The 14,319-nt window shown below is 71.9% G+C and carries 15 protein-coding genes; 11 read left to right on the top strand and 4 right to left on the bottom strand.

The genetic code is table 11. The features are described from left to right. The first annotated feature begins 102 nt into the window (after positions 1–102). Both LEL83_RS03085 and LEL83_RS03090 read left to right on the top strand, forming a co-directional pair. Entirely contained in the window at positions 103–1,008 is a 906-nt protein-coding gene (locus LEL83_RS03085) for an AraC family transcriptional regulator (RefSeq protein WP_225557719.1), read from the top strand. 119 nt (positions 1,009–1,127) lie between these two features. After that, complete coding sequence (locus tag LEL83_RS03090; RefSeq protein ID WP_225557720.1) at positions 1,128–1,349, top strand: PLDc N-terminal domain-containing protein; 222 nt, start codon at positions 1,128–1,130, stop codon at positions 1,347–1,349. A 6-nt stretch (positions 1,350–1,355) separates the two neighbouring features. On the opposite strand, the gene LEL83_RS03095 is transcribed toward LEL83_RS03090, so the two are convergent. The 4 genes from LEL83_RS03095 to LEL83_RS03110 all read right to left on the bottom strand — a co-directional run bounded on the left by LEL83_RS03095 (position 1,356) and on the right by LEL83_RS03110 (position 4,316). After that, positions 1,356–1,841: a tetratricopeptide repeat protein gene (locus LEL83_RS03095; RefSeq protein WP_225557721.1), complete on the bottom strand. Its 486-nt coding sequence runs from the start codon at positions 1,839–1,841 to the stop codon at positions 1,356–1,358. Next, positions 1,838–2,647 carry a DUF6807 domain-containing protein gene (locus LEL83_RS03100; RefSeq protein WP_225557722.1) on the bottom strand — a complete coding sequence of 270 codons (810 nt, stop codon included), beginning with the start codon at positions 2,645–2,647 and terminating at the stop codon, positions 1,838–1,840. Before LEL83_RS03100 ends, LEL83_RS03095 begins: the two co-directional genes overlap by 4 nt. A 10-nt stretch (positions 2,648–2,657) precedes the next feature. Continuing rightward, positions 2,658–3,341: a class I SAM-dependent methyltransferase gene (locus tag LEL83_RS03105; RefSeq protein ID WP_225557723.1), complete on the bottom strand. Its 684-nt coding sequence runs from the start codon at positions 3,339–3,341 to the stop codon at positions 2,658–2,660. A gap of 225 nt (positions 3,342–3,566) precedes the next feature. Continuing rightward, on the bottom strand, positions 3,567–4,316 hold the full coding sequence (locus LEL83_RS03110; protein WP_225557724.1) for a FadR/GntR family transcriptional regulator: 750 nt from the start codon (positions 4,314–4,316) through the stop codon (positions 3,567–3,569). A 230-nt stretch (positions 4,317–4,546) separates the two neighbouring features. Here LEL83_RS03110 and LEL83_RS03115 point away from each other — a divergent pair, with 230 nt between their 5' ends. The 9 genes from LEL83_RS03115 (at position 4,547) to rlmN (ending at position 13,675) form a co-directional block, all read left to right on the top strand. Then, positions 4,547–5,944, top strand: coding sequence for an MFS transporter (locus LEL83_RS03115; RefSeq protein WP_225557725.1), 1,398 nt, complete (start codon positions 4,547–4,549; stop codon positions 5,942–5,944). Then, on the top strand, positions 5,941–7,671 hold the full coding sequence (locus tag LEL83_RS03120) for a dihydroxyacetone kinase family protein (RefSeq protein ID WP_225557726.1): 1,731 nt from the start codon (positions 5,941–5,943) through the stop codon (positions 7,669–7,671). The genes LEL83_RS03115 and LEL83_RS03120 overlap by 4 nt, the downstream gene beginning before the upstream one ends. A gap of 26 nt (positions 7,672–7,697) precedes the next feature. Then, positions 7,698–8,183, top strand: coding sequence for a ribose-5-phosphate isomerase (locus tag LEL83_RS03125; protein ID WP_225557727.1), 486 nt, complete (start codon positions 7,698–7,700; stop codon positions 8,181–8,183). Next, positions 8,183–8,983 (top strand): triose-phosphate isomerase family protein, encoded by an 801-nt coding sequence (locus LEL83_RS03130; RefSeq protein ID WP_225557728.1) that lies wholly within the window; start codon positions 8,183–8,185, stop codon positions 8,981–8,983. Before LEL83_RS03125 ends, LEL83_RS03130 begins: the two co-directional genes overlap by 1 nt. Then, positions 8,980–9,825 (top strand): sugar phosphate isomerase/epimerase family protein, encoded by an 846-nt coding sequence (locus LEL83_RS03135; protein WP_225557729.1) that lies wholly within the window; start codon positions 8,980–8,982, stop codon positions 9,823–9,825. The genes LEL83_RS03130 and LEL83_RS03135 overlap by 4 nt, the downstream gene beginning before the upstream one ends. Then, positions 9,822–10,739: a phosphogluconate dehydrogenase C-terminal domain-containing protein gene (locus LEL83_RS03140; protein WP_225557730.1), complete on the top strand. Its 918-nt coding sequence runs from the start codon at positions 9,822–9,824 to the stop codon at positions 10,737–10,739. The genes LEL83_RS03135 and LEL83_RS03140 overlap by 4 nt, the downstream gene beginning before the upstream one ends. 338 nt (positions 10,740–11,077) lie before the next feature. Further along, positions 11,078–11,272 carry a hypothetical protein gene (locus LEL83_RS03145; RefSeq protein WP_225557731.1) on the top strand — a complete coding sequence of 65 codons (195 nt, stop codon included), beginning with the start codon at positions 11,078–11,080 and terminating at the stop codon, positions 11,270–11,272. 193 nt (positions 11,273–11,465) lie between these two features. Further along, a complete protein-coding gene (locus LEL83_RS16140) occupies positions 11,466–12,350 on the top strand; it encodes a C40 family peptidase (protein WP_225557732.1) in 885 nt (294 codons plus the stop codon). A gap of 92 nt (positions 12,351–12,442) precedes the next feature. Then, positions 12,443–13,675 carry a dual-specificity RNA methyltransferase RlmN gene (gene rlmN, locus LEL83_RS03155; protein WP_225557733.1) on the top strand — a complete coding sequence of 411 codons (1,233 nt, stop codon included), beginning with the start codon at positions 12,443–12,445 and terminating at the stop codon, positions 13,673–13,675. The last annotated feature ends 644 nt before the right edge of the window (positions 13,676–14,319 follow it).

A 14,319-nucleotide genomic window follows, 5' to 3' on the forward strand; every position in this document is an offset into this window, starting at 1 on the left:
GCTCGGGCCTGCGTGCCTCGCGCCGGTTGCCCAGGACTCCGGAGTGCTTGCCGGATCCGGCACCGGCACCCTTGGCGCCCGAGACCTCGACAGAATGAGCACATGGACGACGTCACCTCGGACCGGCTGGACCGTGCGCTGCAGAGCGTCCTCGCCCATCTCGACGACACGGAGCGCGCCGGACGGCTCGGCCTCCGCCTGGCGAGGGTCGACCGTCCGACCGACCTCGGCTACCAGCGCTACACGCCGTCGGTGTCGGTGGTCCTCGCCGGACGGAAGCGCTCGATCGTGGGGGATGACGACCAGCTCTGGGGTCGGGAGCGCTTCATCATCACGCCCGTCGACCTCCCGGTGATCGCCGGGGTGGTCGAGGTCGAACCGCCCGCGGGGTTCGTCGCGGTCGTCTGGCAGCTCGACCCCACGGTGGTCGCCGAGGTCGCGACGGCGATGTCCCGTCCGCACCAGGACGAAGCGCCACCGGCACGACTCGGCAGCTGGACCCCGGCCCTCGCCGACGCGTTCGCCCGGCTCGTCGGACTGCTCGATGCTCCGGAGGACATGGCGGTCCTCGCCCCGCTCGTCGCCCGCGAGGTCGTGCTCCGCCTGCTGCAGACCGACCAGGCGCCGCGCATCCTCGCAGCGATCGGCAACCGGGACGGGGACGTCGTCGCAGCGGCCACGACCCTGCTCACCGAACGGTTGGCGGACCCGTGGTCGGTGGCCGACCTGGCCGCGGCGGTCCGGACGAGCGAGTCGACCCTGTTCGCGCGCTTCCGGCAGGTCACCGGCATGAGCCCGGTGCAGTACCTGCGGCGGCTGCGGCTGGGGGAGGCCCGGCGGCGGATGATCGTGCTCGGGGACACCGCTGCCCAGGCCGCGGTGGCGGGCGGGTACCGGAGCGCCTCGCACTTCTCGCGCGACTACCGCGCCATGCACGGCCGACCACCGGCTGCCGATGCCGGTCGGGCCCGCGAACTGCTCGCACGGGGCGAGGTCGCGATCGCCTGACCCGTTCGCGAGCGCGACCGCCCGCGTCGTCAGTCGGACGGATGATGCGGACGGATCCGGGCTGGCCGTACTGTCGTCGATGTGGGCGACGACCGTCGCCGCGGAGAGGACTGCTCGTGTTGACCAACCTGTCGGGGGCACACACCGTGGTGCTCCTCGTGATGCTGGGGCTCGAGGCCGTGGCGCTGGTGCAGGTCTGGCGCGATCGACGGCGCACGCAGGTGGTCAAGGTGCTGTGGACGGTGGTCATCCTCGCGCTGCCCGTGGTCGGCGTGCTGGGCTGGGCCGTGAACTGGCTGCTCGGCAAGGCGGCGGACGCCCTGCAGCGCCGGAACGCCTGACGCGCGTCAGTCCTCCGTGAGGGCCGCGGCGTAGGCGCGGACGGACCGGTGGTACCGGGGGAGCGTCGGCTCCACGGCCTCGATCGCGACTCGGAGTGCCTCGGCGGACCGTCCCGCGCTGTGCAGGGCGAGCGCGAGGAACACCCGCGGTGCCGCTCCGGTGGCGGGGTGCTCCGGGGCGTCGCGGAGCATCGCGACGGCAGCGTCGGTCCGGCCGAGGTTCCGCAGCGTCGAGGCGTGCTGGACGACCATCCTGGCGGCGCGGTCCGGGTCGACGGAGTCCAGGCCGGCGGCGGTCGCGGCGGCGTACTGCACGTCGGCGTCGGCCTCGTGTCCGCCGGAGTCGAAGGCGCCGCCGAGCTCGAACGCGCCGAGTGCCGGGTGCGGGGCGTCGGCGGCGAGGTCGCGCATCAGCTCGATCCGCTGCCGGTCGTCGATCGTCTCGTCGTCCCACAGCGCCGCGACGCGTGACTCCCAGTCCCCGGTGCTCATCCGGCGAGGGTACCGCCGTCGGTGACCGTCGCGCGGAACGAACGGACCAGCGCTGCGCCGGGCTGCACGACGGCGGGGGAGTCCCACGCCACGGCCGACCCGATCGCGGGGTACTCCTCGGCGCGGACGAACCAGGGGTCGTCGTGGTCGACGGCCTCGATCCGGATCGTCGCCGGGGCATCGCCGAACTCCGCCGACCAGGTGATCCAGGGCGCGACCGACCCGTGCACGGCGGCCTCGCCCTCGGCGTCGGCGGTCCGGACGACGATCCCGGTGCACTCGGGGAACCGCCAGAAGAAGCCGCCGTACCCCGCTCCGACCCGGCCGTTGCTGCCCGGACCCCCAAGGCGCACCGCGGTGTCGCCCGAGGTGCGGAACGATGACGACCAGGACAGCTCCCACCCGCCGGCGACCGCGCGCCACCGCAGGGCGCGGTCCTCACGCAGGACCACCGCGCGGTCCGGGCCCAGCCAGACGAGCGCCTCGGCGGACGTCGTGCCGTGCCGCTCGGCGTGCACGCCCTCGACCGAGCCGTGGTCGTCGCGCCGGACGTAGCCGAGCCCCTCGACGTAGGTCGGGCCGCCCCAGCAGTTCACGCCGTCGACGTCCGGGATCGCGACGCCGACGCCGCAGTGCCAGTCGTGGTCGGTCGGGTGGTGCGCGCTGACGACGGTGCCGGCGAGCGTCCGGACCGGGTGCAGGTACGGCCGAGGGGACGACGTCGCGGCCGAGCCGGATCCGTCACGCCCGACGGCGACCTCGACGCCGTCCACCACGAGTGCGCGTGTGCCGTCGTCGGTGCTCACGCCACCGACGCTACCCGCGCGTCAGTCGGGCGAGCACGACGCTGTCGAGCACCTCGTGCGGGTCACCCTCCGGCGTGGTCGCGGTGCGCGGCCGGACCTCGGCGACCAGCACGTCCCACCGGTCGTCGAGCTGCAGGGCCGCGAGGTCGTCGACGGGCGAGGGGAAGCGGTACTCGAGGAGCTCCGGCGGCAGGTCGTCGTGCGGGGGTGCGGCGTGCGCTGTGACGAGCAGGTGCCCACCGGCGGCGACGAACCCCGCTGCCCGGTGCAGGATGTCGGCTCGCGGGATCGCCACCGGCCACGACTGCAGGAACGACGCCGTCACCAGGTCGAACCGCGCGGCGGTCTCCCACTGTGCGAGGTCCGCGGCGACGAACGCCGTCCGGTCCTCCACCCCGGCGGCGACAGCGGCCCGCGAACCACGCTCGAGCGCCGTCACGGACAGGTCGATCCCCGTCACGTCCCACCCCTGTTCGGCGAGCCACACCACGTCGCCACCCTCGCCGCAGCCGAGGTCGAGCGCCCGCCCCACCGGCAGCCCCCACGTCACCGAGGCGAGCACGGCGTTCACCCGCCCGGACCAGATGCCGTCGCGCTCGGCGTAGCGGGCCTCCCACCACTCGCGAGCGGACGGTGCGGAGGTGGGGTCGGTGGCGGCGGCTCCGGCGGCCGTCCCGTCGTGATGGGTGTGCATGCACGTACTCCAGCGCACCTGCCGAGCCGCACCCAAGCGCTGTTGCCGACCCGGCAACACCGCACCGTGCGGGGCACGCGCGATCCGTGCCTCCCGTCCGGCCGGATCGTGAGCAGAAGGTGTCGGGTCGCCTCGACGGACCCGACCATTCCTGCTCACGAAGCGCGCACGAGCGCGAGCACGCGCCCGCGCACGAGCGCGCCCGAGCCCGAGCGCACGCGCCCGCTACTCGTCGGCGGGCAGCGGCTCGGCGTGCTCGATGCGGGCGCTCGCCGTGGCCATGTGCGCGTCCATCGCGTGCTGCACGGCGGGCACGTCCCGCGCGCGCAGGGCCTCGAAGACGGCGCGGTGCTCGTGGAACGCGGCCTCGGTGGCCTGCCGGGTCTGCACGCGCCGCGCGACCCAGACGCTCAGCATGGAGCGCAGGCTCTGCAGCAGGTCCGCGAGCACGTCGTTGCCCGACGCCCGCGCCAGCAGGACGTGGAACCGGACGTCGGCGTCGATGAACGCCTGCGGGTCGTCGAGCGTCGCCTCCTGCCGGACCAGGTACTCGCCGAGCTCGGTGACCTGCTCGTCGGTGGCGCGCTGAGCGGCGAGGATCGCGGCCGTGCGTTCCAGCGACGACCGGATCTCGAGCAGCTCGCGGGTCCGGTTCGACGCGAGCATGAGTCCCCACGACAGGGTCGTCGGGAGCAGGTCCGAGGTCCCGCCCTGCAGGTAGGTCCCGGACCCGGGACGGATCTGCACGATGCCCAGGATCTCGAGCGCGGCGAGTGCCTCGCGGACGGCCGAGCGACCGACGCCCAGGCGCTCGGCCAGGATCCGCTCGGACGGCAGCCGGGACCCTGGTGCGAGCTCGCCGGCGGTGAGCAGTGAGACGAGCTGCCGCGCGACGACCGACGCGGGCGAGCCGACCGGCACGGACTCCAGTTCGAGTCGGATGTTGAGCGGATCGTCCGGGCTGAACGCGGGCATGCAGTGAGCGTACCGGTCGGTCAACCGGTTGCCGTCGGAGCGGTTCCTGCGCTGCGTGTGGCACGGACGCAGATCTGCTTTTTGGTCAACCGGTTGACAAGTCCGCCGGCGGCGGACCACACTGGACCAGGCGCACCGATGCGCCCGCTCCCGATCCGCGCGCACCGCGGACGAACCCGACGCAGACGCCGGGGCCGGAGTCGGACCACCCCCACCGAGCAGGAGTCATCGTGGACATCCCCGCCACGCGAGGCATCCCCACCTCGGTCGTCGAGAAGACGGCCATCCGCAAGATCGCGATCCGCATCGTGCCGTTCGTGGCACTGATGTTCTTCATCAACTTCCTCGACCGCACCGCGATCTCCTTCGCCGCCCCGAACGGCATGGAGGCCGACCTCGGCCTGACCGCCGCCCAGTTCGGGTTCGCGTCCGGTGTGTTCTTCATCGGGTACCTCGTGCTCGAGGTGCCGTCCAACCTCGCCCTGCACAAGTTCGGTGCCCGTGTCTGGCTCGCCCGCATCATGATCACGTGGGGCATCGTGTCGCTACTCTTCACGTGGGTGCAGAACTACCCGCAGCTCGTCGGACTGCGCTTCCTGCTCGGCGTCGCCGAGGCCGGGTTCTTCCCCGGCGCGATCCTGTTCCTGTCGACGTGGGTCCCGGCCCGCCACCGCGGCAAGATGCTCGCACTGTTCTACCTGGCCCAGCCGCTCACGAGCGTCATCGGCTCCCCGCTCGCCGGGTGGCTGATGACCCACGAGGGCATGCTCGGCGGGCTCGCCGGTTGGCGCTTCATGTTCCTCTGCGTCTCGATCCCGGCGATCGTCGTCGGCGTCCTGTGCCTCTTCGTGCTCAAGGACAAGCCGTCGCAGGCGAAGTGGCTCGACGAGGACGAGAAGACCTGGCTCGAGGGCGCACTGGCGGCCGAGAACAAGGAGAAGGCCGGTCACGGCAAGGGCGGCCTGCGCGCAGCCTTCGGATCCGGACGCGTCTGGATGCTCGCCGCCGTCTACTTCGGGTTCATCTACGGCCTCTACGCGCTCAGCTTCTTCCTGCCGACGATCATCGACGGCTTCCAGGAGCAGTTCGGCACCACCTTCGACCTGTTCCAGAGGGGCCTCATCACGGCCATCCCCTACGTGCCGGCCGCGGTCGTCCTGTACTTCTGGTCGCGTGATGCCTTCCGTCGCGGTGTCCGGGTCTGGCACATCGCCGTCCCCGCCCTGGTCGGCGGCCTGAGCATCCCGGTGGCGCTGTACATGAACAGCCCCGCCGCCACCGTCGCCGTCATCGCGATCACCGCGTGCGCCATCTTCGCCGCACTGCCGAACTTCTGGACGGTGCCGACGCAGTTCCTGACCGGTGCCGCCGCGGCAGCCGGCGTCGCCCTCATCAACACCGTGGGCAACCTCGGCGGGTTCGCAGCCCCGTACATCACGGGTGCGGTGAGCGAGTGGACCGGCGGGTACCAGGTGCCGATGTTCATCGTCGGGTTCTTCATGGTGCTGTCGAGCGTGCTGATGTTCGTGCTCGGCCGGAACACCAAGCGCAACGAAGCAGCCGCCGCCGCGACCGTCGCCGCAGCCACGGACGGGCCCACCGCCGTCGCGAAGGAGGCCGGCGCGTGACCCGCCTGTTCAACGACCCCGCCGACTTCGCGGACGAGATGGTCGACGGCTTCGTCGCCGCGAACCGCGGCCGCGTGCGCCGGGTGCACGGCGGCGTCGCCCGCTCGACCACCAGCCCCGAGGGGACCGTCGCGGTCGTCGTCGGCGGCGGTTCCGGCCACTACCCGGCCTTCGGCGGACTCGTCGGTCACGGGCTGGCCGCGGGCGCGGCGATGGGCAACCTGTTTGCGAGCCCGAGCGCCCAGCAGGTCACCGCGGTCGCGAAGGCGTCCGACCACGGGGGCGGCGTGCTGCTGAGCTACGGCAACTACGCCGGCGACGTGCTCAACTTCGACGCCGCCGCACGCGGACTGGCCGACAGCGGGATCGAGGTCCGCACGGTCCGCGTGACCGACGACGTCGCGAGCGCCCCGAGCAGCGAGGTCCACAAGCGTCGTGGCATCGCGGGGGACCTCTGCGTCTTCAAGGTCGCCGGTGCCGCCGCGGAACGCGGTGACGACCTCGACGCGGTCGCCGCGATCGCGACCCGGGCCAACGACCGCACGCGCAGCTTCGGTGTCGCGTTCTCGGGGTGCTCCCTGCCCGGTGCCGACGAGCCGCTGTTCACCGTTCCCGAGGGTCGCATGGCCGTCGGCATGGGCATCCACGGCGAACGCGGCATCGCCGAGGCCGACGTCCCGACCGCCGACGGTCTCGCCGACCTGCTCGTCGGCAAGCTGCTCACCGAACTGCCGTCCGACGTGGCTGCGACGGGCACGACGGCGCAGCGCGTCGTCCCGATCCTCAACGGCCTCGGCTCGGTCAAGTACGAGGAGCTCTTCGTCGTCTTCGGCGCCGTCCAGCGCAGGCTGTCCGACGCCGGCATCGTCGTCGTCGAGCCCGAGGTCGGCGAACTCGTCACCAGCTTCGACATGGCGGGCGTCTCGCTCACCCTGTTCTGGCTCGACGACGAACTCGAGCAGCTCTGGGCCGCCCCCGCCGACGCCCCCGCGTACCGCAAGGGCGGCGCCGTCCCGCAGCAGCCGGTCCCGGTCGAGGTGCTCGAAGCCGGTGCGGTCGTACCGGTGACGCCCGGCACCGAGGAGTCCCGGGCCTCGGCCGCCCGTGTCGCGAGCGCCATCGCCGCGATCCGCGCGACCATCGACGACCACGCCGACGAGCTCGGCCGCATCGACGCCGTCGCCGGTGACGGCGACCACGGCATCGGCATGCAGCGCGGTTCCACCGCCGCCGACCGTGCGGCGCAGGACGCCGCCGCCCGTGGCGCCGGTGCCGGTTCGGTCCTCGCGATCGCCGGAGATGCCTGGTCCGACAAGGCCGGAGGCACGTCCGGTGCGATCTGGGGTGCCGCCCTGGAGGCACTGGGTCGCGTCCTCGGGGACGACTCCCGTCCGACACCTGCCACCGTCCAGAGCGCGGTGCAGGCCGCCGCCGAGGCCGTCCTGGCGTTCGGGGCCGTCCCCGGCGACAAGACCATGGTCGACGCACTCGTGCCGTTCGACCAGGTCTTCTCCGCCCGGGTCGACGCCGGCGACGAGCTCGTCGACGCCTGGTCGGCCGCCTCGGCCGCAGCACAGACCGCGGCGGACGCCACGGCCGACCTGTTGCCGCGGATGGGCCGCGCCCGCACCCACGGCGAGGACGCCGTCGGCACTCCGGACGCCGGCGCGGTCTCCTTCGCGCTCATCACCGCCGCGGTCCTGGCGACCATCGTCGTCTCCGACTGACCTCCACCACGAAAGGCACCACCCGCATGAGTGAGCAGCAGTTCCGCATCGTCGTCGGTTCGGACGACGCCGGCTTCGACCACAAGGAGGTCATCAAGGCCGACCTGGCGAAGGACCCCCGCGTGGCCTCCGTCGTCGACGTGGGCGTGGACGCCGACGGCCACACGGCCTACCCGCACGTCGCCGTCGATGCCGCACGGATGGTGGCGAACGGTGAGGCCGACCGGGCCATCCTGATCTGCGGCACCGGCCTCGGCGTCGCGATCGCAGCGAACAAGGTCCCCGGCATCCGCGCCGTGACCGCGCACGACTCGTTCTCGGTGGAGCGTTCGATCCTGTCGAACGACGCCCAGGTCCTCTGCATGGGCCAGCGCGTCGTCGGGATCGAGGTCGCACGTCGGATGGCGAAGGAGTGGCTCGGCTACACCTTCGACCCGTCGAGCGCGAGCGCCGAGAAGGTCCAGGCGATCTGCGCCTACGACGGCTCCGCCCCGGTCGGGACCGACGCCTGATGTCCGCGACCACGGCGACCGCCCCCGTGACGATCGGGGTGTCGCTCAAGATGTACTTCTCCCACGCCCGCACGCTCGAGTGGGCAGCCGCCGTGGCCGACATCGCCCGGACGCACCCCGCCGTCCGGTCCGGCGCGGTCGAGCTCTTCGTGGTGCCGACGTTCCCGTCGCTCGTCCCGGTGCGTGCGGTGATCGGGGACGCCCCCGTGACGCTCGGCGCGCAGGACCTGGCGTGGGCGGACGGCGGCGCGTTCACCGGCGAGGTCTCCGGCGCGGAGCTCCGGGAGATCGGCGTCGACCTCGTCGAGATCGCACACGCCGAGCGACGCGGACTGTTCCACGAGACGGACGACGAGATCGCGGGGAAGGTGCACGCGGCGTTCCGCAACCGGCTGCGGCCGCTGATCTGCGTCGGCGAGACCGAGCGCGCCGCCGACGGGGACCCCGCGGCCGCGGTGGCCGAGGTCACCGCGCAGCTCGACCGCTCCACCGCGACGGCCACCGCTGAAGGCATCGTCGGACCGGTCATCGTCGCCTACGAGCCGGTGTGGGCGATCGGTGCCCCGCAGCCCGCGCCCGACGAGCACATCGTCGCGGTCCTCGCAGGCATCGAGCAGCACCTGGCGACCCGTCCGGAGCTCGCCGGCTCCGTCGTGATCTACGGCGGCAGTGCCGGTCCGGGCCTGTTGACCCGGGGTGCCGGGCGCATCGGCGGCCTGTTCCTCGGTCGCTTCGCCCACGACCCCGAGGCGGTCCGGACGATCCTCGACGAGGCGCACGCCCTGGCGGTGCCCCGATGACATCGCTGCTCGGCCTGTCCACCTACGCCTACTCGTGGCGCATGTCCGACCGCGTCCCGTCGCCGATGTCCCTCGACGACGCCCTGCGCGACGCCGCGGCCCACGACGGCGTCGACCTGTTCCAGATCTGCGACCACCTGCCGTTCGACACCGCGACGGACGAGCGCCTGGCCACCGTCCGGTCCCTGGCCGGCGACCTCGGCCTCACGCTCGAGGCCGGCACCCGCGGCACGCGCCCCGAGCACCTCGCCCGGTACCTGCACGTCGCGCAGCGCCTCGGGGCGACGCTCGTCCGCTCGATGTGGAGTTCCGGCGACGACCTGCCCGACGTCGCCGAGACCGAACGGCGACTGCGGCAGGCGCTGCCCGCGTACGAGCAGGCCGGCGTGACTCTCGCGCTCGAGACCTACGAGGTTGTGCCGACCGCCGACCTCGTCGCCGTGGTCGAGCGCATCGACAGCCCGGCGCTCGGCATCTGCCTCGACCCGGCGAACACCGTCGCGAACCTCGAGCACCCGGACGACGTCGTCGCCAGGTGCGCCCCGCACACCCGGAACTGGCACGTCAAGGACTCCGCCTTCACCCGCTCGCCGGGCTGGGTCGGGTTCCAGTACACCGGCGTCGCGATCGGCACCGGGGTCCTCGACTACCGCGCCGTCCGCGCCGCGATCGAGCCCGACGCCCGTGGGATCAACCGCGTCATCGAGTTCTGGCTGCCCTGGCAGGACGAGCACGCCGGCGCGGAACCGCTGCCGGGCGAGACCCCCGCGCAGACCACCACCCGCATCGAAGCGGCGTGGACTGAACAGACCATCGAGTACATCAGGAGCAAGGAATCATGACCGACACCGTCACCACCACCCACACCGTCGCTGCCGGATCCGGTACGGCTGACGTCACCGTCGCCGTGATCGGTGCCGGCGGCAAGATGGGCACCCGCGTCTCGGACAACTTCGCGAAGAGCGAGTACACCACGCTCTACAGCGAGGCGTCGCCCGCCGGCCAGGAGCGCATCCAGGCCCTCGGTCGCGAGATCACCGACAGCCTCGACGCCGCGAAGGTCGCCGACGTCGTCATCCTCGCCGTGCCGGACGTCCTGCTCGGCACGATCTCCGAGCAGCTCGTCCCCGTCATGAAGTCGGGCGCGAGCATCCTCACGCTCGACCCCGCGGCCGCCTACGCCGGCCTGCTGGCGAAGCGCGAGGACATCCACTACGCCGTCGCGCACCCGTGCCACCCGTCGGTGTTCCTCGAGCGCACCACCAAGGCCGAGTGGGACGACACCTTCGGTGGCATCGCCGCCCCGCAGGAGGTCATCGCAGCCTTCGACGCGTCGGAGTCACTCGGCGACGAGGGCGATCGCGCGAAGGCCGTCGCCGAAGCGGTCATCACCACCATGTACGCCCCGGTCATCCAGGTGCACTGGGTCACCGTGAAGCAGCTCGCCGTGCTCGAGCCGACCCTGGTCGAGACGATCGCCTGCATGATCGGCGACTTCCTCAACGACGCCCTCGAGGAGACCGTCACCGGCGTCGGCGTGCCCCGCGAAGCCGCTCGCGCCATGCTCTACGGCCACACCTGGATCGCGCTCACGAACGGCCTGCGCGGCTCGAACCCGTTCTCCGACGCCTGCCACATCGCGATGGGCTACGGCCGCGAGAAGCTCATCAAGGAGGACTGGAAGCAGGTCTTCGACGACAGCGAGCTCGACTCGGTCATCGCGAAGATGCTCAAGATCGACGCCGTCCGCCGCTGATCCCGGCTGGTCCCACGGACCGGAACGCTCCGCCGACCCCTTCCGGTGGGGCGTTCCTCCGTTGCTCGGACTCGCCGTCGAAGCGCCGCCGACCGTCGCGGTCCGTCGCGGTCCGTCGGGAGGCACAGCGCGGCTCCGTCAGGTCGTCGCACGCCCGGCGAGCAGGGCGCCCAGGGCCGCCCCCGCAGTGTCCAGCGAGATCACCATCCGCGCCTGGCTGCCGCGCAGTCGCGCGACGTCAGGGGCAGCAGGACCCCGGCCGAGCCGAGCCCGCGCCGTTCGGCCACGGAACGCAGCTGCCCGTCCCTCAGCGCTCCGCACGCGTACCGTCCGGGGCGATGACCGACGCGCCCACCCCCAGCACCCCCTCGCACTACGAGTCCGCCGACGGCGTCGACCCGATGTCCGTGACGACCTACCGTCAGGTCCGCAAGGCCGTCCGCCGCGGGCACGCCCTGCCCACCGAGGAGGGCGAACCGTCCCTCACCGACCTCGTGAACGCACCAGGGAACGGGACCGACGAACCGCGCTGACGCCCGCGGCGGCAAGGCGCTCGTTCCTGTGACGAGCCGCAGGCAGACCCCGGCGCTGCCCAGCCGCCGGAGCCGCCGTGACCAATACGTTATCTTCCGGATCGCCGATCCTGACCCGGAAGGACCCATGGGACGCCACGCCCTGCCTGCAGCAGCCGAAGACCGTCAGCCCGCACGAGCGCACACGCACCCCGTGGCCGACACCGTGCCGCTGACGCCGGGCGCACAGCAGCTCCGTCCCCGTGGGCGCCGCGCAGCGTCCAGCCCCGCCGCTGACCGGTCGGCCGTCGACGAGCACTCGGCTCCGACACGTGCTCCGCGCACGCAGCCGCGGCCCGTCCCGGTGGCCTCCGCCGGCGCCGCCGTCCTGACGCGGACCGCCACGCTGCGTGTCGAGCGCGCGACCGACCCCCGGCACGTCCGCCGTTCCGTCAACGCGAAGCGCGCGGCGATCCTGCTCGCCCCGGCGCTCGCCGTCACCTCGAGCCTGACGCTCGCCCTCCCCGCGAACGCCGACACCCTGCCGGCCGACACCCGGTCCGGCACGACCACGGCGCAGGCCGCGCAGACCTTCACGGTGGCGCACGACGTCCAGGTCCCCGTCGTCTCCACGGACGGCATGACGACCACGACCACCGTGGTGTCCTACCCGACGCTCGACCTGCGCTTCGGTGTCACCACGGCCAAGGCGCAGTCGGCGTTGTCCGCGGCGCTGTCCGCCGGCGGCGACCGCGCCACGATCGTGCAGACCGCCCTGCAGTACATGGGGGATCCGTACGTCGAAGGCGGCGCGAATCACGACGGCATCGACTGCTCCGGACTCACGATGGTCGCGTACCAGGCCGTGGGCATCGAGCTCGCGCACTACGTACCGACGCAGGACGCCGTCGCGACGACCATCCCGGAGTCCGAAGCCCTGCCCGGGGACCTCGTCGTGTACGACGACGAGGACCACGTGGGCCTGTACCTCGGCCAGGGCCTGGTGCTCCAGGCGCCGCACCCCGGCGAGGTCGTCGACATCGTGCCGATGTACTCGGCGGCGCACCACTTCGCCCGCGTCCTCCCCGCCGGCAGCTGACCGACGAACGGTCGCGCGGCGGTGGCGCCGACCAGCAGGACCACCGGAACGGGGCGTTCCCACGCGCCACAGGCCTCCCGTATCCTGGAGTGATGGCTTCCGACACCCGCACCCCGTTCGAACAGCAGCAGTCTGCTCGTCCGCAGGTGCGCCCGCGCACCGAGGGCTGGAAGCAGGCGACGGACACCGACGGTCGTCCGCTCCTGCAGTTCGCGTCCCCGAAGCGGGGCAAGCCGCCCGTGCACCTGGCCGACCTGACGCCCGAGGAACGCGAGGCCCGCGTGAAGGAACTCGGCCTGCCCGGGTTCCGCGCCAAGCAGCTCGCGACCCACTACTTCCAGCACTACACGTCCGACCCGGCCAAGATGACCGACCTGCCCGCCGCCCAGCGCGAGCAGCTCGTCGCCGGGATGCTGCCGCCGCTGCTGACCGAGACGCGGCGACTGGCGACGGACAACGGCGACACGATCAAGTTCCTGTGGAAGCTGCACGACGGCGCCCTGGTCGAGTCGGTCCTCATGCGGTACCCGGGGCGGATCACCCTGTGCGTGTCGTCGCAGGCCGGGTGCGGCATGAACTGCCCGTTCTGCGCCACCGGCCAGGCGGGGCTGACCCGCAACATGTCCACCGCCGAGATCATCGAGCAGATCGTCCGGGCCAACGCCGCGATCGCCGCAGGTGAACTCGGGGGCGATCCCCGCAAGGGTGGCAAGGACCGCGTCGACGCCGAGCGGGTGACCAACATCGTGTTCATGGGCATGGGGGAGCCGCTCGCGAACTACAAGCGGGTGATGGACGCCGTGCGCCTGATGGTCGCGCCGCAGCCGATGGGCCTCGGGATGAGCGCGCGCGGGATCACCGTGTCGACCGTCGGACTCGTGCCGGCGATCAAGAAGCTGGCGGACGAGAACATCCCGCTCACCTTCGCGCTGTCCCTGCACGCACCCGACGACGAACTCCGCGACGAGCTCATCCCGGTCAACTCACGCTGGAAGGCCGACGAGGCGATCGACGCCGCTCACGAGTACTACGTCAAGACGGGCCGTCGGGTCTCGATCGAGTACGCGCTCATCAAGGACATGAACGACCACGCCTGGCGTGCGGACCTGCTCGCCGAGAAGCTCAACAAGCGCGGCAAGGGCTGGGTGCACGTCAACCCGATCCCGCTGAACCCGACGCCGGGGTCCGTCTGGACCTCGTCGGAGGAGCACGTGCAGGACGAGTTCGTCCGTCGGCTCAACGCCGCCGGCATCCCGACGACCCTGCGCGACACCCGCGGCAAGGAGATCGACGGGGCGTGCGGCCAGTTGGCCGCAGCGGAGTAGGTCAGGACCGGGCTCGATCGCGATCCCGGTCGGGTCGGGCTTCGGTCCTGCTCGGTCGTGTGGGTCCGGTCCGTCGGTTCCTTCGTTCGTTCGGGAGGCACGGTGCGCGTTGGCACCGTGCCTTCCGTCGTTCCCGGGGCCGGTCGGGTACCCGTGTGCGCCTCGATCCGCGTGTTTCCGGGGGAGTCGGGGTACGACACGCCCGGGATGTGGGCTGGCTTGGCGCTGGTGTTCACCTCTGCGTAAAGTAATCACTCGTTGCCGCTGAGGCGGAGAACGGAACGGCCGAGACGGTCACAGGGTTCAACCCCTGGGACGCAGTCCGGACGGGGTCCCGCTCAGGCAACCATCCCCGTGAACAGTCGGAGTGATTCGGCGTGTGTTCGGGTGGTGCAAGACGAATGCCTCTCTGGCGATGCTCGTGTTTCGGGTGGAGCGGGGAGTGCGTCTGGTCCTTGAGAACTCAACAGCGTGCACATTGTCAATGCCAATTTTATTGACCTCGTGCCTGGCCTTTTGGCTGGGTTTGAGACAATTCCTTTTGGATTGAAGATTGTCAGTAGACAGTCGACAGTCAGAATCAACTCGCTGACGCTTTCGGGTGTTGGTTGTAATTTTTTACGGAGAGTTTGATCCTGGCTCAG

The organism is Curtobacterium oceanosedimentum, assembly GCF_020297365.1.
Classification (GTDB): Bacteria; Actinomycetota; Actinomycetes; order Actinomycetales; family Microbacteriaceae; genus Curtobacterium.